Origin of the sequence: Saccharothrix sp. ST-888 (genome assembly GCF_000955975.1) — a bacterium.
In the GTDB taxonomy this organism is placed as follows: Bacteria; Actinomycetota; Actinomycetes; order Streptomycetales; family Streptomycetaceae; genus Kitasatospora.
In genome coordinates, this window is record NZ_JYJF01000134.1 from 1 (window position 1) to 17,413 (window position 17,413).

Genomic DNA, 17,413 nt, shown 5'->3' on the forward strand with positions numbered 1-17,413 from the left:
GCCACAGCGCTAATGACCGGTCGGTACGCCGGTCGGGACCACTGTTCCGCTGCTGCTCGGCGCGGGATCCGGGGCCGTCGAGGGCGACGGAGGAGGCGTGCTCGGGGCACTGCTGGGCGAGCCGTCCGAGGACGCGGAGGGGGCTGTGGTGGTACCGCCCGGAGGCTTCGGCGAGCCCGCCGGGTGCGTGTCCGGACTGCCGCTCGGGGCCCCGCCGGCCTCCCCGCCGGGCGGCGGGGCGGGCTGGCCCGCAGGGGGCGGCACGGTGGCCCCGGGCGCCGTGACGCCCGGCGAGGGCGCACCGCCCCCGGCAGCCGCCGTCTCCGGGCCCCCGCCGCCGGGGCGCTCCATCCGCTGCACGCTCCCGGCCTTGCCCGGCCCGCCGCTGGCGCCGGACTTCCCGATCACACCGGTCTGCCCGACCGGCTGGGTGCCCGGCTGCTCCGCGGAGCCCGCCCCGACCGACATGCACCCGGCCATCCCCATCCCGGCCAGGGCCAGCACCACCCCGCCGGCCACGCGCGCCCGCGCACTCCCCGGCGTCCGCCGCCCCGCAGTCCCGGCGACCACCCGGACCAGCCGCCCCGCCCCGGCCTGCCCCACGGGCTCCGGCGCAGGTGCCGCAGGCTTCTGGCGTACCCGTGCCGCCCGCGCCGCCCCCGCCCTCCGTGCCTGCCGAGTCGTACGCCCTGCCATCACCGAGCCACCTCTCCTGCCCGCCCCGCCCAGGTCGGCCGAGAACGGCCGCCCGCGCACGCTCCGGCTCGCCGCGCACACGCTCGGCACGGACGGCCGCTTCCGGTGCCCAACGCGCGCGAGGCCCCCCGGACACGGTCACCGGCCCGATCCGCCCGAGCACTGACCCCCGGGGGCGCGAGGAACTGCGCGAAACGGAAGACACCCACCCTCAGCCCGACTCGACACCCCCGGCCGCACCTCGCGACCCCTGACGAATCGGCGCACCCGGCCCAGCCGGCCCCCCTCGACCCTCGACCCCGGCCCGCCAGGCCCCCTGAGCGGCCCTGGGACGGCCGCCTCAGCCCCAGAACGCGTCGGCCACGGCCGACCCCGCCCACACCGCTCCCAGGCCCGCCAGCAGGCTCCCGGCGACGTTCGCCGCCGCGAACAGCCTGGCTCCGCTCTCGGCCAGCCGGAACGTCTCGTACGAGAAGGTCGAGTACGTGGTCAGCGCCCCGCAGAGGCCCGTGCCGAGCAGCAACTGGACGTGCGAACCGACGGCACCGGCGGTCACCGCCCCCGTGACCAGCCCCAGCACCAGACAGCCGCCCACGTTGACCGTGAAGGTGCCCCAGGGGAAGACCGTGTCGTGCCTGGCCTGCACCGTACGGTCCGTCAAGTAGCGCAGCGGCGCGCCGACCGCCGCTCCCGCGAGCACCAGCAGCCAGTTCACCAACCCGGCAGAGCTCACTTCGCCCCCTCCGCGCCCCGGCCGTGCCCGGCTACGGGAGCGTCCCCGGCCTCAGGCCCGAACCGGACCACCTCGCACTCGTCGAGGGTCACCAGCCCGTCCCCGACCAGTCCGTCGAGTTCGGGCAGGAAGGCCCGGACCCGCTCGGCGGCGTCCACGATCACCACCGCCACCGGCAGGTCCTCGCCGAGCGACAGCAGCCGTGCGGTGTGGACGAGCGAGGAGGCCCCGAAGCCCTCGACGCCCCGGAAGACGCTGGCCCCGGCCAGCCCGGCGGCGTGCGCCCGGTGCACGATCTCGCTGTAGAGCGGCCGGTGGTGCCAGGAGTCGCTCTCCCCGACGTACACCGTCAGCCGCAGCGCGCTACCCGCCGACCCGCTCATTCCGCACTCCGATCACCCGAGTCCGCCCGGGACTCAGGGCTCGCCGCTCCCTGCCCCGCCGTCCGTGACTCCACCTGCGACTCCACCCGGACCTGCACCCGGGCCTGCCAGGCCGCCCGCAGCCGCCGGGTCAGTGCCGACGCCGTCCAGACCGCCGCCAGCGCGGCCAGCAGGGTCGCCGTCAGGTACGCCAGGCCGCGTCCCGGCTGCCCGTGCCCGACCAGGCGCTGCACGTCCACGGCGTACGTCGAGAAGGTGGTGAACCCGCCCAGGACGCCGGTGCCGAAGAACGGGCGCAGCAGCGGGTGCGGCGTCCGCCCCTCGGTGATCTGCACCAGGAAGGCGCCGATCACCGCACAGCCGACGACGTTCACCACCAGGGTGGTCCACGGGAAGGCGGTCGGCGCGGTGGGCCACAGCAGGGCGGCGCCGTACCGCAGCGCGGCACCGAGCATCCCGCCGAGCGCGACCACGGCCACCGTCGGGCCCTGCCCCTCGAGGACCGACTTGATGACCGACGGCCGGCCCCGTCGCACCGCCGCAGCCGCCTCCGGCCGCCGGCCCTGCCTGATCCGTTCCGAACGCACACTTCAGTCAACCACCGGCGGATCGCCGCCCCGACACGGCCGCCGCCCCGGCTTCCGTGCAACGGATCGTCGAAAACCGCCGCCGATCATCTGGCAACGCGTCACCCGTCACCCGACAATGGGGCGGTGGACATGACCCGGGACGAGTTCGAGACGTTGGTCGCCGATGCCCTGGACCAGATTCCCCCGCAGCTCGCGGCCATGATGGACAACGTCGCCGTCTTCGTCGAGGACGAACCGGACCCGGCCGCCCCCGAGCTGCTCGGGCTGTACGAGGGCACCCCGCTCACCGAGCGCGGCGAGTGGTACGCGGGCGTGCTGCCGGACCGGATCCTGATCTACCTGGGCCCGACCCTGCGGCGCTGCGAGACCCGCGAACAGGTGGTCGAGGAGGTCCGCACCACGGTGATCCACGAAGTGGCCCACCACTTCGGCTTCGACGACCACGAGCTCCACGAGCTCGGCTGGTCCTGACCCTGCCCCACCCGGCGGGCTCCGCCTCGCCCGGACGGAAACCGTTTTGGTGTTCGCGCCCGGCATCCCATATGCTTCTCGACGTCCCCGAACGCTGGATAACAGCCGGAAGGGCCGCAAGCCCTCATCGTCTAGTGGCCCAGGACGCCGCCCTTTCAAGGCGGTAGCACGGGTTCGAATCCCGTTGGGGGCACGCAGTACCCGTAGTAAAGTCAGTGCCGCAAGGCCTGCGCGGAGAAATACCGTGCATGGTCCCGTGGAGCAGTTGGTTAGCTCGCCACCCTGTCAAGGTGGAGGTCGCGGGTTCAAGTCCCGTCGGGATCGCTCGTCTCGCAAGAGGCGGTGTAGTACGGCCAGGTAGCTCAGTTGGTACGAGCGTCCGCCTGAAAAGCGGAAGGTCGCCGGTTCGACCCCGGCCCTGGCCACCACGCCTTACCAGGCACGATGCCCTCGAAGCAGTTCGCTTCGGGGGCATTTCTCATGCCGTTTGACGCCAACACGACGGCGGCCGGCCGGCCCTCTCAGTTCCGGGCACACCCCTCCGATGCGGCCGTGTACCGAGCCGACGGGGAGTGGGCGCCGCGCTCGCGACCCCCATCCGCAGCGGACAGGTCGTCACCACACCGCGTCAGATGATCCGGTCGGGCTGGTCGGGGTGGACGATGCCGACCTGGTGCTCACCCAACGCCTCGCGGTAGGCAAGCATGTCCTCCAGGCCGGTGCCGACCACCAAGGTGCGGCCGTGGTGCGCGGCCACGACCAGGACGAGTGCGTCCATGGGGGCGGCGTCGCGTGCCGATGGCTGTCGCCTGGACGGCCTCTGCTCAGTCGCCGCAGCTCCGCTGCTACTCCGCCCCCAGCCTTCGGCCCGGGACCCCCACGTCGGCACTGCCCAGACTCGGCCCTCGACCTCCCCCAGCCTCCGGCCCGGGGGCACCCCCATCGTCACCCACCCCCCATGTGCCGGTCGGTCCTATTGAATGCGGCTCCGGCGCTCGCGCCGCGAGGAGGGGTCAACGGCCGGTCAGCAGCGTGACCGCCAGCTCCTGGGCGGTGCCCGGTCCGCCGCCGTGGTGCGGTCGCTGCCTGGACAGTGGCGGCATGTGGCTGGGGCCGCGGTCCTGGCGGGCTCGCTCGATGATCGTCGTCCCGGTCTCCGCCTCGAAGGCGGGGGCGTAGCCGGCGGCCCGCAGGGCGCCGAGGGTGGCTTCGGGCTCGGCGGTGCTGATCAGGACGGTCGGTGCGATCCGCCGCAAGCCGAGTTTGGACAGCGCGCGGGCCTTGGAGAGTTCCAGCACCAGCGCCTCGTCGTCGGAGCGGATGCAGCACGCCGAGCGCACCACCCGCATCCGGCCGTGAGTCCGCGCAGTGTCCTTGATCAGGTACTCCAGGGGTTGCGGGAGCGGCCGCCCGCCCTCCGAAACCTCGGCCAGGCGGGCCAGCAGGTCCGCCGCGTCCGTCCCGGCGTTCAGGGCCCGGCGGACGGCCGCTGGGGTGATCCGCCACACGACCGCGTGTCCCTCCGACTCCCGGTCCGCGCAGCAGGCCAGCAGGTCGGTCAGCTCCGGGGCGGCGGCTCCGGCGACCACGGCCGTGAGGTCCGCCTGGAAGCGGGCGGTGGTCTGTGGCGCGGGCAGCGTCGAGTCCAGGGCCGCAGACAGGTGCCGGACTGCGGCGTCCAGAGCGGGGTGGTCGCGCAGGGCCGGCCCGGCGCCCGGAACGGCTGGGAAGTGGCGGTGCGCGCCCGCCCTCAGAAGTCCGAGCACGGCCTGTCCGACCGGGCTGAGCGCACCGTGGGCGACCACGCCGAGCAGCTCCGCCTCCGCCAGGGTCGCTTCGACGCGTTCGGCCTCCCACAGTCCCTGGCTGACGGCGGCCGGGCGGAACCAGGCCGCCGTGGCGATGAGACCGGCCAGGGCGGTGCCCTGTGAGCGGCCGGTCTGACGCCTCGCGATTCCGCGCCCGGCCGGAAGGGTGGCCAGCGCCTCCAGCACCGCGCGACGCAGCTCGACGGCCTCGGCGTCCTGCGGGCTGACCAGCGCGACCGGGGTGTCGTCCTCGTCCGGCCAGTGTGTGAACACCTCGGGCACCACCGCCCAGGTGGCGACAAGCGGCAGCATCCGCTGGGCGGGCGAGGAGGCCAACCACGCTTCGTACCGCTCGGTGGGAAGCATCCGGACGGGCGGCGAGGGCTCGGTCCGCCGCGCTCGACCGCGCCCCTTGGCGGGGCTTTCCGGCTCCTCGGCGTGCGGGATGAGCAGGTCCGCGTTGGTGGCCAGATCGAGCCACAGCCGGGCCTGTTCCTCCGGCACGCCGACCGCCTTGGACAGCCGCCGGGTGTCCCGGACGGCGATTCCGCCGGTCTTGCGCACCGCGAGCGGCTGCTCCGCGACCGAGCGCAGCATCAGCTCGACCCGCGAGACGGCCTCGGCCATGGCGGCCTGCGCCTGGCCGTCGACCACGGCCCCGGGGATCTCCACCGCACCCGCGACGGCGGGTGGGACAGGTTCGTACCTCGGCGCGCGGTCGTGGTCGCGCAGCGCGTCGGACACCTCGTACGGCAGCTCCGCCAGGTCCGCACCCACCGGAAGCACCAGGCCGCGGGCGGCCAGCCAGTCCGTGCCCGGATCTCCCGAACCGCCCTCCCGGAACAGGTACTTGGCTCCGGCATCCGAGTAGCCGAAGCCGTAGCGGGAGACGAAGCAGTGCGTGCGCAGCAGTGGCGGGCCGGGGACCAGCCTGTCCAGCAGTTCACGGGCTGCGGGAGGCGCCTCGGCGGCCAGGGAGCGCGCTCGCTCCGCGTCGCTGAGCGCGGCGACGATCCGCCGCTGCGCCTCGTCGCGGGTCGGCACCTTCCCGAGCCCCAGGGCCTGCGCGATGCGGTGAACCTCCGGCGCGTTGTAGGCCTCGGTCAGCAACTGGTCGACCGGTCGGCCGTAGCCGCTCGTCTCCCTCGCCTGGCGGTGGAGCAGGATCGGGACGACGACCTTGCTCCCGGACGGCGGCAGCACCAGGGCCCGCTCGGCCAACCGGGACAGCGCGGCCTCGGCGGCGGCCCGGCCGTCGGCGTCGAGCTCCAGGAACCGGAAGAGCTCGGCCCGGGTCACGGACCGCTTGGCGGGATCGACCGCAGGCAGCTCGGGACGCGGCGAATACCCGCCATAGCCCGCGAGCTGGTGGGGAGTGCGCACGGCACCGGGCAGCGGGCCGTGCAACCGCTCGGCCAGAACCGCCACGGCATTGAGCAGTTGAAGGTCCCCGAGGTCGATCTCGCGCAGCCCCAGCCCCACCGACCGAGCCGTCAGCAGATGGTCGGCCAACGCGGTCATGCTCTCCACCCGGCCCGCGAAGGGCAGTTCGCGCTGCTCCAGCAGTTCGGCCAGTTGCGAAGGAGAACGGTCGGCCAGCCAGGCCGCGAGGCTTCGTGCAGTCTTCACCTCACCGAGCGTAGTGGCCGACAGCGGCGCCAGGACCGAGACCGGGTTTTTGAAGCCGGGGACGCCTTCCAGCGCCGTCTCGCTGCCGGACGGCGGGAACCGCAGCCTCCGCTGAACCCGCACCGGACCGACCGACGGCTCGGCGCGATCCGGACCCTCGTGGTGTCAGAGCCTGCTGTACGCCTCGATGTCCTCGGTGAACTCCTCGATCGCCTGCGCGGTGAGCGTCAGCCGGGTGTCGGCGATGGCGATCAGGTAGTCCTCGGTGATGGCCGGTGTGCCGAGGCGCTGGGTGACCTCGCGTTCGAACGCCAGCTGTGCGCCCTTGCGGGCGGCGAACTCGATGTCGGCCGGGGTGAAGAGCTCACTGGTCTCCACCAGCCGGGCCAGGTCCACCGAGTCGGCGGCGGAGCCGAGGTAGCGGGTCCAGATCGCCTCGCGCGCAGCCGGGTTCGGCGGTCCGATCGGGATGACGTAGTCGAAGCGGCCGGGCCGCAGGAAGGCCGGGTCGAGGGAGCGCACCGAGTTGGTGGCACAGATCAGCAGCCGGTCGTCGTGCTCGCGGAAGCCGGGGATGAGTTTGAGCAGCTCGTTGGTGACCCCGTGCCCGGGATCGACCGCGTGCCCGGACCGTACGGCGGCGATCTCCTCGACCTCGTCGATGAACAGCAGCACCGCGTCCAGCTCGGCGAGGTCCGAGAACGCGTCCCGCAGCGCCATCGCCAGCCCCTCGTTGGTGGCCGCGGCCAGCCGGGACGGGAACAGCTCCACGAACGGCCAACTCAGCCGGGAGGCCACCGCCTTGGCGAAGCTGGTCTTCCCGGTGCCGGGCGGCCCGAACAGGATGACCGCCTTCGGCGGGGCCACGTTGTAGCGGTCGGCCAGGGCCGGCTCCGTCAGCGGCAGCACGATCCGGCGTTCGACGACCTGCTTCTCCCGCTCCATGCCGGCCATGTCGTCCCAGAGGCCGGCCGGCAGCATCCGGCCGCCCAGCGCCGAGAGTACGCCTGCGTTGGCCGCTCCCAGCGGCTCCAGCCGCTCGTAGTAGGTCAGCCCGCCACGGGTGAGATAGCCGGAGTGCTCCAGGGCCTTCGTCCCGGTGGCACCGGCGGGCAGCAGAGCGCTGATCCGGCGCACGCCCGACGCCCGCAGGCGCCGCTCCAGCTCGGCGAGCAGAGCGCTGCCGATCCCACGGTTGCGCCACTGGGACGCGAGCGCCAGCAGCAGGACCCACGCCCGCTCGCCCTGCGCCTGGGCCACCGCCATGCCGACCAGTTGGTCGCCGACCACCGCGACCACCGCCGCCTGGTCGGCCTGGGCTGCGGCCATCACCTCGGAGACGGGGAAGACCGGCATCTCGTCGTCGGCCTGGCGGCTCTGGTCCCAGATCCGAATCGCCTGGTCGAGATCGCCCTCGTGGTAGTCGCGCAGACGCCACGCCACCATCGCCACCACCTCGCCCGGTCGGGGAGGTTCCATTGTCACGGCGCGCCGACCGGACGGCTAATTCATACGTTCTTGTCCGGAGATGTCCACCTCCGTCATGGCCGACCCCGCCGACCGGAGCCCGACGTGACCCCTCACCTCCGCCCGGCCCGGCGCCCGGGACCCGGGACCCGGGCCTACCGGTCCTGTGCCACCCGGGCGCCGCGCCGGGGCGAGCCGTTACGGGAGGCGTGCGAGGACTGGGGGTTCCGGGCACCGGCACCGTGGGCGGAGCGGCCGCGGCGGTCCCGGCCCGCGTAGGAGCCTCGGCGGGGGCGCTCGACCACCGGGTCGGCCACCACCACGGGCACACCGGTGGGCACCCGGGCGCCGGTGATCCGGGCGAGTTCCTCGTCGCCGGAGTGGACGTGGGCGGACTCGGGGGTGACGCCGACGGCGGCCATCAGCCGGGCCGTCCCCCTGCGCTGGTTGGGCAGCACCAGGGTGACCACGGTGCCGGACTCGCCGGCGCGGGCCGTGCGGCCGCCCCGGTGCAGGTAGTCCTTGTGGTCGGTCGGCGGGTCGATGTTGACGACCAGGTCGAGGCCGTCGATGTGGATGCCCCGGGCGGCGACGTTGGTGGCGATCAGCGCGGTGACCGCTCCGGTACGGAACTGCTCCAGGGTCCGGGTGCGCTGCGGCTGGGACTTCCCGCCGTGCAGCGCGGCCGCCTTCACCCCGTTGGCCAGCAGGTTCTCCACCAGGCGGTCGGCGCCGTCCTTGGTGTCGGTGAACATGATCACGCCGCCCTCACGGGAGGCGATGTGGGCGATGGCGGCGTGCTTGTCCGCGTGGCGGACGTAGAGCACGTGGTGCTCCATCGTGCTGACCGTGGCGGCCGACGGGTCGACCGAATGGGTGACCGGGTCCTTGAGGAAGCGGCGCACCAGGCGGTCGACGTTGCGGTCCAGGGTGGCCGAGAACAGCAGGGTCTGGCCGTCGGCGGGGACCTGGTCGAGCAACTCGGTGACCTGCGGCAGGAATCCCAGGTCGGCCATCTGGTCGGCTTCGTCGAGGACCGTGACGGCGACGTCGTCGAGTCGGCAGGCGCCGCGCTGGATCAGGTCCGTCAGCCGTCCGGGCGTGGCGACGACCACCTCGGCCCCGCGGCCGAGCGCGTGCGCCTGGCGGCCGATCGGCATGCCGCCGACGAGGGTGGTCAGCCGGAGCCGGACCGAACCGGCGTAGGGGGTGAGGGCTTCGGTGACCTGCTGGGCGAGCTCCCTGGTGGGCACCAGTACGAGGGCCAGCGGCCGGCGCGGCTCGGCCCGCCGCCCGGCGGTACGGGCGAGGACGGCCAGGCCGAAGGCGATGGTCTTGCCGGAGCCCGTACGTCCGCGGCCCAGGACGTCCCGACCGGCCAGCGAGTTCGGCAGCGTGGCGGCCTGGATCGGGAACGGCGAGGTCACCCCGTGGCGGGTCAGCGTCGCGAGGAGCGTCCCCGGCAGCTCCAGCTCGGCGAACGACTCGACGGCGGGCAGCGCCGGGACCTTGGGGACGGGGACGGCGGGCACGTCCTGGGCCGGATCGGCCTGACGGCCCCTCGGGCCGGACCCGGCCCGTGCGCCGGACGTCCGGCGCGGAGAACCAGTGGAGCGAATCATGCGAAACCTTCCTGATGGTGGCACGTCACCTGGAAGGACTCGCAGCGCGAGACCGCATGAAATTCGCAAGAACGGGCCAGGAGTGTGAAGAACAGCGCCCGGAGGATGTTTTTCCCGGTGCGGGACGGCCGCCGGGGCGGGGCCGTGCGCCCCGAAGGACGGAGGCGGCTCAGGAAATGCCGAGGGCCCGCACCGTGCGAAATACACGGTGCGGGCCCCTGCTGCCTGGCAGGTGCATGCAGCGAGAAGTACTAGAGCGGACGAATGTTCTCCGCCTGCGGGCCCTTCTGGCCCTGCGTGACGTCGAACTCGACCTTCTGGCCCTCAAGCAGCTCACGGAAGCCGTTGGCGTTGATGTTCGAGTAGTGGGCGAACACGTCAGGGCCGCCACCGTCCTGCTCGATGAAGCCGAAGCCCTTTTCCGAGTTGAACCACTTGACAGTGCCATTAGCCATAAAAAACTCCTTGAAAGGCGCTCCGAAACTCGCGCCTCGCGAGCCTCGCGTCGCCGCGATGATGCCCCGCCCGGGGAAGAGCCGGGAAACAGAAATGCGCCTGCGGTCAACCAGCAGGCGCACACAGAGTTCATGGGGACCAAAACTGCAACTACCACGACTGTAGCAGGGTTCGGCCCGAAACGGGGGCCGATGACCAAGATCCAGAAAAACAGGAAAATTTCGGTCCCCGGAACAGCCATACCGCGTCGGAGCAGGCGCATACTGACACGGATGACGAATGCAGCCGCGCCTCGGCGCCACCTACCCACCAGTCCCTTCCGCTCCGCGCCCCCGCCGCCGCCCAAGCAGTTCGGCGTCGGAGACCGTGTGAGCCACGACCAGTACGGGCTCGGCCGGGTCGTCGGTATCGAGGGCGACGGCCTGATCGCGGTGCTCGTCGACTTCGGCACGCGGCAGGAGCGGATCCTGCCTCCCTTCGCCAAGCTGTTCCTGCTCTGATGTGAGGGCGCTCGGGCGGCCGACTCCACCGCCCGTGGCGCCGTTTCGACCCGGCGGGCCGAGCGCTGCTGTCCGCGCGCCCCAAAGGCCCGACCGGGCTTGACGCGTTTCCCGTGCGCCCGCTCACGGCGCACACCGCCGCGACCGCCCCGGTCAGCGGCCGACCAGGACGGGCCGGCCCGGACGACCGATGCGGGTGGTGCGGCTCTGCAGGGCTGCGCGCAGCGTCGGCGCGAGGATCCGTCGTACGTCGGCGCTGTCGAGCTGCGCCGAGGCGGGCAGCGGGTTCAGGTACCTGGTGAAGATCAGACCGCCGAGCACGGTGACGGCGGCGAGGGCCCGTTCGGTGGCGTCCGGACCACCCAGATATTCAGCGATCCGGCCGAGGACCTCGCGTTCGAGGTACTCCCGGAACACCTGCATGACGTCCTCGCCGTGCATCGCCAGCCGGTTGAGGTCGGTGTCGTCCCAAAGGTCGGTGACGGCTCGCAGGAGGCGGTCGGGCAGGCCCGCGGGGTCGCCCCGAAGAGCGCCGGCAAGGTCGAGCGCACGGGCGCACTGCACCTGTGTCACCTCGCCGAACAGGCCCTGCTTGGAGCCGAAGTGGTAGCTGATCAGCGCCTGGTCGACCCCCGCCGCGGCGGCGACCGCCCGCAGGGTGGTGCCCCGGTAGCCGTGCTCCACGAACAGTTCGCGAGCGGCCTCGGCGATGCGGGCCCTGGTGGGCGGGTTGCCGCGCGGGCGGCCTCGCGTTTTATTCATCAGCGTTGAATATTGCGGGCCCCGATCGGCACAGTCAAGGCGTTCTCAGCCCCCGGACCCGCCGGGGTGAGGCGAGGAGGAACGCCATGCGCATCACCGTCTTCGGCGCCACCGGCCCGACCGGACGCCGGCTGACCGAGCAGGCCCTGGCCGCCGGGCACCGGGTCACGGCGGTGGCACGCCGCCCGGAGAGCCTTCCGGCGCGGGCGGGGCTCACGGTGGTCGGCGCCGACGCCACCGAACCGGACGCGGTCGGCGCGGCGGTCGCGGGCAGCGACGCCGTCCTGTCCGCCCTGGGGGCCCGGCCCGGCCGCCGGCCGGTGACCGTCTACTCGGCGGGCGCGCGGAACATCGTCTCGGCCATGGAACGGCACGGCGTGCGGCGCCTGCTGGTGGTCAGCTCCAGCGTCGTCGACCCCGCCTGGCGTCCCAGCGGCGCGTTCTTCTTCAACCACGTGCTGGACCCGTACGTGAACAGGGTGATCGCCCGGACCGCGCACGAGGACATGCGCCGGATGGAGGCACTGATCAAGGAGAGCAGCCTCGACTGGACGATCGTCCGGCCGTCGGGGCTGTTCGACCACCCGGTGGTGACGGACCACCGGCTCGCCGAGGACAGTGCGGACGGCCTGTTCACGGCGCGGTCCGACCTGGCCGCGAGCATGCTGGCGCAGCTGGCCGACGACCGCTTCGTCCGCCGGGCGATGGGCGTGGTCACGACGGAGGTCAAGCCGAGCATCGCCCGGCTGATCTGGCGCGAGGGCACCGGGAAGCGGTAGCCGCCGAGCCGGACTCCCCACCCACCGGAGCCGCCGGCCATCCCCCTCCCGCCAGCCGACCGGGCACTCAACCGGCCGGGCACTCGAACGGGCAGGAACCGCCCGCCCGTCAGGCGCCCGCTCGGGAGCGGGCGGCCGCCGTCTGGCGGTGCTGGCTGGCCTTGGCCCGGTTGCCGCAGGCGGCCATCGAGCACCAACGGCGCCGCCGGCCGGCCGAGTTGTCGATGAACCGGGCGCTGCAGTTGGCGCCGGCGCAGATCCGCAGCCTGGTCCGCAGGTCGCTGCCGAGCATCTCCGCCGCGTCCACGGCGATCCGGCAGAGCGCGCCGAAGGCGTCCGAGGGCACGGTGTTGACCCGGAAGACCGGCAGGCCGTCGACCAGGTCGAGGTGCGGCGGGTACTGCGCCGCGCGGGCCAGCCAGGTGTTGACGACCTGCACCGGCTCGGCCGCGAGGGGCTCACCCGCGACCACCGCGATCAGCCCGCGGTCGATGGCCTCGCGCAGCTCGATGGCCGCCGCCAGCAGCGCTTCGTCCACGGCGGCCCGGCCGGGGGTGAGCTCGGCGGCCTCCAGCCAGCGGCTGAGGTCGGCGGGCTCGCGGAGCAGCTCGCGGCCGCCCTCGAACCGGTACCGGCGGGTGTTCACCAGGTGGATGCTGGGCCGGCCGCCGTACCAGACATAGTCGGGATCTCTCTCCTCCGTCGTCATAACCATATGCTAGGTTAGCTGGCCTGATAACCCTATGACTGGTTACTCCGCCTCGCTCGCCGTGCGGGCCGCGAACAGCGGGCGGACGGCGAGGAGAGAGGCACACCGATGGCGCAGGGGCTGGAAGCGGGAGGGCGGTCGGTGAACGGCCGGGTCTGGTTATTGGCCCTGGGCATGTTCGCGATCGGCACCGACCTGTTCATCGTGTCGGGGCTGCTCCCCGAACTGGGGAGTGACCTGGGGCTCTCGACCGAGGCCGCCGGTCAGACGTCGACCGTCTTCGCGATCACCTACGCCCTCGCGGCGCCGGTCCTGGCCAGCGTCACCTCCCGGCTCGACCGGCGGGTGCTGCTGCTCGGGGTGCTGGCGGTGTTCGCCGTCGGCAACGCGCTCTCCGCGGTCGCCCCGAACTTCACCGTGCTGCTGATCAGCCGGGTGGTCACCGGCGCCGGTGCCGCGCTGTACGCAGCCACCGCTTCGGCGGTGGCGGCCAGGATCACCCCGCCCGAGCGGCGCGGACGCGCCCTTGCGGTCGTCTACGCCGGGATGACCAGCGCGATCGCGCTCGGTGTCCCGCTGGGCAACGAGATCGGCAACCTGTCCTCCTGGCGCTGGGCGTTCGGTTTCGTCGTCCTGCTGGCGGTCGTCACCATGGCCGGCCTGTGGGGCAGCATCCCGGCGGTGCCCGGGGCCCCGGGCGTGAGCGTCCGGGACCGGCTCGGCGCGATCCGGACCAGGCACGCCCCGACCGCGCTGCTCACCACCCTGCTGTGGATCCTGGGCACCTTCACCGTCTACACCTACCTCGGCACGGTCCTGGGCGACGTCACCCATGCCGGCGAGTCCACCCGGACCTGGCTGCTGCTGCTCTTCGGCGTCGGCAGCTTCGTGGGCGTCATGGGCGGCGGGCGGCTGGCCGACCGGATCAACCCGACCGTCGGCCTCGGCAGCACCATCGGGCTGCTCGCCGTCGTGCTGGCCGTGCTCGGCCTCGCCGTCCACTCCGTGGTCGGGGCCGCCGCGGGCCTGCTGCTCTGGGGGCTGGTGCACTGGGCCAGCTTCCCGTTGATCCAGCACCGCCTGCTGAGCATCGGCGGCAAGAACGGCGACATGCTGCTGGCCCTGAACAACAGCGCCGTCTACGTCGGGCAGACGCTGGCCGCGATCCTCGGCGGCGTACTGGCCGGTGCCGGCCAGCTCGGCAAGCTGCCGCTGGCGGGCGCCGGGGCCGAGGTGCTGGCCGGGCTGGCCCTGCTGGCCGGTGCGAGCGCGCAGCGCCGGGCCGTACGGGAGCCGGTCGTCCCGGCCGAGCCCGCACTGCGCGACGACGCCACACAGGCTCGCTGACGAATCGACGGCTCCGCCCGGCGGCTGGCCCGCACGGGCCGACAGGGGGAGATTCCTGATGATGTCGTTACGTCGGATCAAGTACTTCAGCGTGCTCGCCAGACAGCTCCATTTCGGCCGGGCCGCCGAGGAGTTGGGGATCACGCAGTCCGCGCTGTCGCAGCAGATCAAGGCGCTGGAGCGGGAGCTCGGCGTCGGCCTGATGGTCAGCCGGGGAGTGAAGGGCGCCGAACTCACCAAGGCCGGGATCGTCCTGCTGGAGGGCGCGGAGCAGCTGCTCGCCCTGCACGACAGCCTCAGCGACCGGATCCGGGAGGCGGCCGAGGGCAACGGCGGCACCCTCAACCTCTCCTACAGTCTCTCCGGCGCCTCGCTCGGCCAGCGCGACCTGGTCGACGAGTTCCGGCGGCGCTACCCGGACGTGCGGATCAACGCGGACTCCGGCTGCACCGCCAACAACCTCGGCCTGCTGCGCTCCGGCGCGGTCGACGCCGCCTTCGTGCGCGAGACCAGCCGGTCGCCCGAGATCGAGTCGCTGCTGCTCGCCGAGGAGGAGCTGGTGGTGGTGCTGCCGCGCGGCCACCACCTCGCCTCGGCCGTGCGGCTCGCCCCGCAGGCGCTCCGGGGCGAGCCGATGGCCATGTGGCCCAGGAGGCTGGCCCCCGAGCTGCACGACCGCATCGTGGAGCAGATCTGGGGCGCTTCGGCGCCCCTGATCGTCCAGGAGGAGCCGGACTACGAGAACCTCTGCCTCTTCGTCGCGGGCGGCGAGGCGCTGGCGGTGATGGACCGTCGGGTGGCGCAGCGGTACTCCCCGAGCGGTACGGTCGTCCGCCGGTTCACCTCGCCCGTCCCCACCACCAAGATCGCCATCGCCTGGCGCTCGGCGGAGCAGGAGCCGGTGGTGCGCCGCTTCGTCGCGGTGGCCAGGGAGAACCGGGCCCGGCTGATCGAGTCCGGGCGCGTCCCGCTCGGGGCCGCCGCGGGCTGACCCTCGGGGCCGCTGCGGTCTGACATAAACCTGACATGTGACCCGATTCATACTCGGCCCGACCGCGCCGCCGAGCAGCGGGCATAAGCACAACTGAAAAGGTCCAGAAGAAAAGGTTGTTGACGCAGTAGTCCGGTATTCGGATACCGTTCGGGTAAATCGGCCTTCGGAAAGGCGACCCGAACGTGAATGCCGACGGAACGCGTCAGCTCCGGAATTACCCGTTCAGCGAGCCCGAGGGGCTCGAGCTCGATCCGTTCTACACACACCTTCGCGAGAACGAACCGCTGAGCCGGGTGAAACTGCCGTACGGCGACGAGGCGTGGCTGTGCACCCGATACGACGACGTCCGCGCGGTGCTGTCCGACACCCGGTTCAGCCGGGCGGAGACCCTGAAGCGGGACGAGCCGCGGATCGGCAGCGAGGTCGTGGACCGCGGCCTGCTGTCGATGGACCCGCCGGACCACTCCCGGCTGCGCCGGGTGGCCAACGCCGGCCTGACGCCCCGGCAGTCCGAGCGGCTGCGGCCGCTCACCAAGGAGATCACCGAGCAACTGATCGACCGGCTGGCCACGTTGGAGCCGCCGGTCGACCTGATGGCGGAGTTCATCACCCCGCTGGCGGTCACGGTCATCTGTGAGCTGCTCGGGGTCCCGTACGAGGACCGGGACGACTTCCAGAAGTGGTCGCAGGCCGTGGTGGCGACCACCTCGATGGAGCCGGCGCAGATCAACGAGTACCTGGACAGCCTGCACCGGTACATGGCGCGGCTGATCGAACTGCGCCGCCAGGAGCCGGTCGACGGCATGCTCAACGACATGATCAAGGTTCGGGACGAGAGCCCGGACCGGCTCAGCGAGGACGAACTCGTCCTGGTGGCCGTCCGGTTGCTGGCCCCCGGTGCCCAGAACACCGTGCTCACGCTGGCCAACTTCGTCCAGGTGCTGATGAAGCACCCGCGTGAGCTGGCCCGGCTGCGCGAGTACCCCGAGCTGGTCCCCGCCGCCATCGAGGAGCTGGTCCGCTACACGCCGTTCCACACCTCCACCATGTTCCCCCGCTACGCGCTGGAGGACGTCGAGGTCGGCGGGACGGTCATCCGGGCCGGCGAGGCCGTGGTGGGCTCGCTCTGCTCCGCCAACCGCGACCCGGAGGTCTTCTACACCCCCGAGGAGCTGGACTTCGAGCGGCCCGCCAATCCGCATCTCGGCTTCGGCCAGGGCCACCACTACTGCCCCGGCACGCACCTGGCCCGGATGCAGCTGCAGGTCGCCATCGAGGCCCTCGCCCGGCGGGTCGACGACCTCGCCCTCGCGGTCCCCGAGGAGAGCCTGTCCTGGAAGAAGGGGATGGTCGTCCGCTGGCTCGACGAGCTTCCCGTGCGCTGGTCGCGGATCCACTCCTGAGTCCCGGCCGAGCTGTCGGCTGAATTCAACGCCGAATTCCCAGCCGAATTCGGTACTCCGTCCAGAGTTCCGGAAACACCCCATTCAGCAAAGGATCGGACGCCCAATGAGTGCTGTGCAGACTTTCTCCGTGCCCGAAACGGAAGCCGTGACCGACCCGTTCCCCCTCCTCGGCACCGATGCGGTGGTCTTCGCCGTAGGAAACGCCCGCCAGGCCGCGCACTTCTACCGCTCGGCCTTCCGGATGCGCGTGACCGCCTACTCCGGGCCCGAGACCGGCGCCCCGGACCTCGCGTCCTACGTGGTGGAGTCGGGCAAGGTCCGGTTCGTCCTGACCTCCGTGGTCACCCCGTCCACCGAGCGCGCCCGCCTGCTGGCCGAGCACGTCGCCACCCACGGGGACGGCGTCACCGACATCGCGCTCCAGGTCCCGGACGCCCGGGCCGCCTACGCGCACGCCGTGGCCCGGGGCGCCCGGGGCATCGAGCAGCCGTACGAGGTGACCGACGAGTACGGCACCGTCACGCTCGCCAGCATCGCCATCTACGGCGACACCCGGCACACCTTCGTCGACCGCTCCCGCTACGAGGGCCCGTACCTGCCCGGGTACGTCCCGGTCGAGCCGGCCGCCGGTGAGGACCGCGACGGCTCGGGCGACCTCTTCACGTACGTCGACCACTGCGTGGGCAACGTCGGACTCGGCGAGATGGACTCCTGGATCGACTTCTACCAGCGCACCATGGGCTTCACCCAGATCCAGGAGTTCACCGACGACGACATCGCCACCGACTACTCGGCGCTGATGTCCAAGGCCCTGGCCGACGGCTCCAACAAGGTGAAGTTCAACGTCACCGAGCCGGCCGTCGGCAAGAAGAAGTCCCAGATCGAGGAGTACCTCGAGTACTACGGCGGCCCGGGCGTCCAGCACATCGCGCTGGCCACCGACGACATCGCGGCCACCGTGCGCGGCATGGCGGCGCACGGGGTGGAGTTCCTGACCACGCCGGACGCCTACTACGACGCCCTCGCCGAGCGGGTCGGCCCGACCCGGGTGCCGATCGAGG

The 17,413-nt window shown here is 72.5% G+C and carries 18 protein-coding genes and 3 tRNA genes; 11 read left to right on the forward strand and 10 right to left on the reverse strand.

All coding sequences use genetic code 11. The annotated features are described in order from the left end of the window. The first annotated feature begins 97 nt into the window (after window positions 1-97). On the forward strand, window positions 98-862 hold the full coding sequence (locus UK12_RS29065) for a hypothetical protein (RefSeq protein WP_045306173.1): 765 nt from the start codon (window positions 98-100) through the stop codon (window positions 860-862). Between the two features lie 174 nt (window positions 863-1,036). Here UK12_RS29065 and crcB (UK12_RS29070) read toward each other — a convergent pair whose 3' ends face one another. From crcB (UK12_RS29070) to crcB (UK12_RS38540), 3 genes are read right to left on the reverse strand one after another with little or no spacing between them, the layout of a single operon-like run. Further along, window positions 1,037-1,429: a fluoride efflux transporter CrcB gene (crcB, locus tag UK12_RS29070; RefSeq protein ID WP_442973889.1), complete on the reverse strand. Its 393-nt coding sequence runs from the start codon at window positions 1,427-1,429 to the stop codon at window positions 1,037-1,039. Next, window positions 1,426-1,812: a DUF190 domain-containing protein gene (locus tag UK12_RS29075; protein ID WP_045306175.1), complete on the reverse strand. Its 387-nt coding sequence runs from the start codon at window positions 1,810-1,812 to the stop codon at window positions 1,426-1,428. Before UK12_RS29075 ends, crcB (UK12_RS29070) begins: the two co-directional genes overlap by 4 nt. Further along, window positions 1,809-2,348, reverse strand: coding sequence for a fluoride efflux transporter CrcB (gene crcB / locus UK12_RS38540; RefSeq protein ID WP_231591429.1), 540 nt, complete (start codon window positions 2,346-2,348; stop codon window positions 1,809-1,811). The genes UK12_RS29075 and crcB (UK12_RS38540) overlap by 4 nt, the downstream gene beginning before the upstream one ends. A 183-nt stretch (window positions 2,349-2,531) precedes the next feature. Between crcB (UK12_RS38540) and UK12_RS29085 the strand changes: the two genes are divergently transcribed. The 4 genes from UK12_RS29085 (at window position 2,532) to UK12_RS29100 (ending at window position 3,301) form a co-directional block, all read left to right on the forward strand. Further along, complete coding sequence (locus tag UK12_RS29085; RefSeq protein WP_045306176.1) at window positions 2,532-2,873, forward strand: metallopeptidase family protein; 342 nt, start codon at window positions 2,532-2,534, stop codon at window positions 2,871-2,873. Window positions 2,874-2,993: 120 nt separating this feature from the next. Then, window positions 2,994-3,066 (forward strand) — tRNA-Glu (locus tag UK12_RS29090). Window positions 3,067-3,123: 57 nt separating this feature from the next. Continuing rightward, window positions 3,124-3,197 (forward strand) — tRNA-Asp (locus UK12_RS29095). A gap of 27 nt (window positions 3,198-3,224) precedes the next feature. Then, a tRNA-Phe gene (locus tag UK12_RS29100) sits at window positions 3,225-3,301 on the forward strand. Between the two features lie 200 nt (window positions 3,302-3,501). Here UK12_RS29100 and UK12_RS40115 read toward each other — a convergent pair. From UK12_RS40115 to UK12_RS29120, 5 genes are all read right to left on the reverse strand, one after another. Continuing rightward, window positions 3,502-3,651 carry a hypothetical protein gene (locus tag UK12_RS40115; protein WP_156178989.1) on the reverse strand — a complete coding sequence of 50 codons (150 nt, stop codon included), beginning with the start codon at window positions 3,649-3,651 and terminating at the stop codon, window positions 3,502-3,504. Window positions 3,652-3,886: 235 nt separating this feature from the next. Beyond that, entirely contained in the window at window positions 3,887-6,310 is a 2,424-nt protein-coding gene (locus UK12_RS37005; protein ID WP_156178990.1) for a helicase-associated domain-containing protein, read from the reverse strand. 165 nt (window positions 6,311-6,475) lie between these two features. Beyond that, the gene (locus UK12_RS29110) at window positions 6,476-7,756 is read right to left on the reverse strand and encodes an ATP-binding protein (protein ID WP_045306185.1); all 1,281 of its coding nucleotides are present in this window, start codon (window positions 7,754-7,756) and stop codon (window positions 6,476-6,478) included. 176 nt (window positions 7,757-7,932) lie between these two features. Next, the gene (locus UK12_RS29115) at window positions 7,933-9,399 is read right to left on the reverse strand and encodes a DEAD/DEAH box helicase (protein WP_052682244.1); all 1,467 of its coding nucleotides are present in this window, start codon (window positions 9,397-9,399) and stop codon (window positions 7,933-7,935) included. Between the two features lie 251 nt (window positions 9,400-9,650). Beyond that, complete coding sequence (locus UK12_RS29120; protein ID WP_030303996.1) at window positions 9,651-9,854, reverse strand: cold-shock protein; 204 nt, start codon at window positions 9,852-9,854, stop codon at window positions 9,651-9,653. Between the two features lie 369 nt (window positions 9,855-10,223). Here UK12_RS29120 and UK12_RS44605 point away from each other — a divergent pair, with 369 nt between their 5' ends. Next, on the forward strand, window positions 10,224-10,355 hold the full coding sequence (locus tag UK12_RS44605) for a hypothetical protein (protein WP_269432052.1): 132 nt from the start codon (window positions 10,224-10,226) through the stop codon (window positions 10,353-10,355). Window positions 10,356-10,508: 153 nt separating this feature from the next. Here UK12_RS44605 and UK12_RS29130 read toward each other — a convergent pair whose 3' ends face one another. Continuing rightward, the gene (locus UK12_RS29130) at window positions 10,509-11,117 is read right to left on the reverse strand and encodes a TetR/AcrR family transcriptional regulator (RefSeq protein ID WP_045306178.1); all 609 of its coding nucleotides are present in this window, start codon (window positions 11,115-11,117) and stop codon (window positions 10,509-10,511) included. Between the two features lie 86 nt (window positions 11,118-11,203). Here UK12_RS29130 and UK12_RS29135 point away from each other — a divergent pair, with 86 nt between their 5' ends. Further along, entirely contained in the window at window positions 11,204-11,896 is a 693-nt protein-coding gene (locus UK12_RS29135; RefSeq protein ID WP_045306179.1) for an NAD(P)-dependent oxidoreductase, read from the forward strand. 109 nt (window positions 11,897-12,005) lie between these two features. Here the strand turns inward: UK12_RS29135 and UK12_RS29140 are convergent, their stop codons facing one another. After that, complete coding sequence (locus tag UK12_RS29140; protein ID WP_045306180.1) at window positions 12,006-12,605, reverse strand: CGNR zinc finger domain-containing protein; 600 nt, start codon at window positions 12,603-12,605, stop codon at window positions 12,006-12,008. Between the two features lie 108 nt (window positions 12,606-12,713). Here UK12_RS29140 and UK12_RS29145 point away from each other — a divergent pair, with 108 nt between their 5' ends. From UK12_RS29145 to hppD, 4 genes are all read left to right on the forward strand, one after another. Further along, window positions 12,714-13,952, forward strand: a complete 1,239-nt coding sequence (locus tag UK12_RS29145) for an MFS transporter (RefSeq protein ID WP_045306181.1) — start codon at window positions 12,714-12,716, stop codon at window positions 13,950-13,952. Between the two features lie 58 nt (window positions 13,953-14,010). Further along, window positions 14,011-14,943, forward strand: a complete 933-nt coding sequence (locus tag UK12_RS29150) for a LysR family transcriptional regulator (protein WP_052682248.1) — start codon at window positions 14,011-14,013, stop codon at window positions 14,941-14,943. A 185-nt stretch (window positions 14,944-15,128) separates the two neighbouring features. Continuing rightward, on the forward strand, window positions 15,129-16,349 hold the full coding sequence (locus UK12_RS29155; RefSeq protein ID WP_045306182.1) for a cytochrome P450: 1,221 nt from the start codon (window positions 15,129-15,131) through the stop codon (window positions 16,347-16,349). A gap of 130 nt (window positions 16,350-16,479) precedes the next feature. Beyond that, window positions 16,480-17,413 (forward strand): 4-hydroxyphenylpyruvate dioxygenase (gene hppD, locus UK12_RS29160; protein WP_231591430.1); only part of this gene is annotated, 934 nt, incomplete at its 3' end.

What these genes read in the sequence shown, in the direction of transcription:
- UK12_RS29130 (WP_045306178.1), bottom strand. Translation starts at nt 11,117, where the DNA reads ATGAATAAAACGCGAGGCCGCCCGCGCGGCAACCCGCCCACCAGGGCC.
- UK12_RS29145 (WP_045306181.1), top strand. Translation starts at nt 12,714, where the DNA reads ATGGCGCAGGGGCTGGAAGCGGGAGGGCGGTCGGTGAACGGCCGGGTC.
- UK12_RS29135 (WP_045306179.1), top strand. Translation starts at nt 11,204, where the DNA reads ATGCGCATCACCGTCTTCGGCGCCACCGGCCCGACCGGACGCCGGCTG.
- UK12_RS29075 (WP_045306175.1), bottom strand. Translation starts at nt 1,812, where the DNA reads ATGAGCGGGTCGGCGGGTAGCGCGCTGCGGCTGACGGTGTACGTCGGG.
- UK12_RS29140 (WP_045306180.1), bottom strand. Translation starts at nt 12,605, where the DNA reads ATGACGACGGAGGAGAGAGATCCCGACTATGTCTGGTACGGCGGCCGG.
- UK12_RS29150 (WP_052682248.1), top strand. Translation starts at nt 14,011, where the DNA reads ATGATGTCGTTACGTCGGATCAAGTACTTCAGCGTGCTCGCCAGACAG.
- UK12_RS29115 (WP_052682244.1), bottom strand. Translation starts at nt 9,399, where the DNA reads ATGATTCGCTCCACTGGTTCTCCGCGCCGGACGTCCGGCGCACGGGCC.
- UK12_RS29085 (WP_045306176.1), top strand. Translation starts at nt 2,532, where the DNA reads ATGACCCGGGACGAGTTCGAGACGTTGGTCGCCGATGCCCTGGACCAG.
- UK12_RS40115 (WP_156178989.1), bottom strand. Translation starts at nt 3,651, where the DNA reads ATGGACGCACTCGTCCTGGTCGTGGCCGCGCACCACGGCCGCACCTTG.
- UK12_RS29120 (WP_030303996.1), bottom strand. Translation starts at nt 9,854, where the DNA reads ATGGCTAATGGCACTGTCAAGTGGTTCAACTCGGAAAAGGGCTTCGGC.
- UK12_RS29110 (WP_045306185.1), bottom strand. Translation starts at nt 7,756, where the DNA reads ATGGTGGCGTGGCGTCTGCGCGACTACCACGAGGGCGATCTCGACCAG.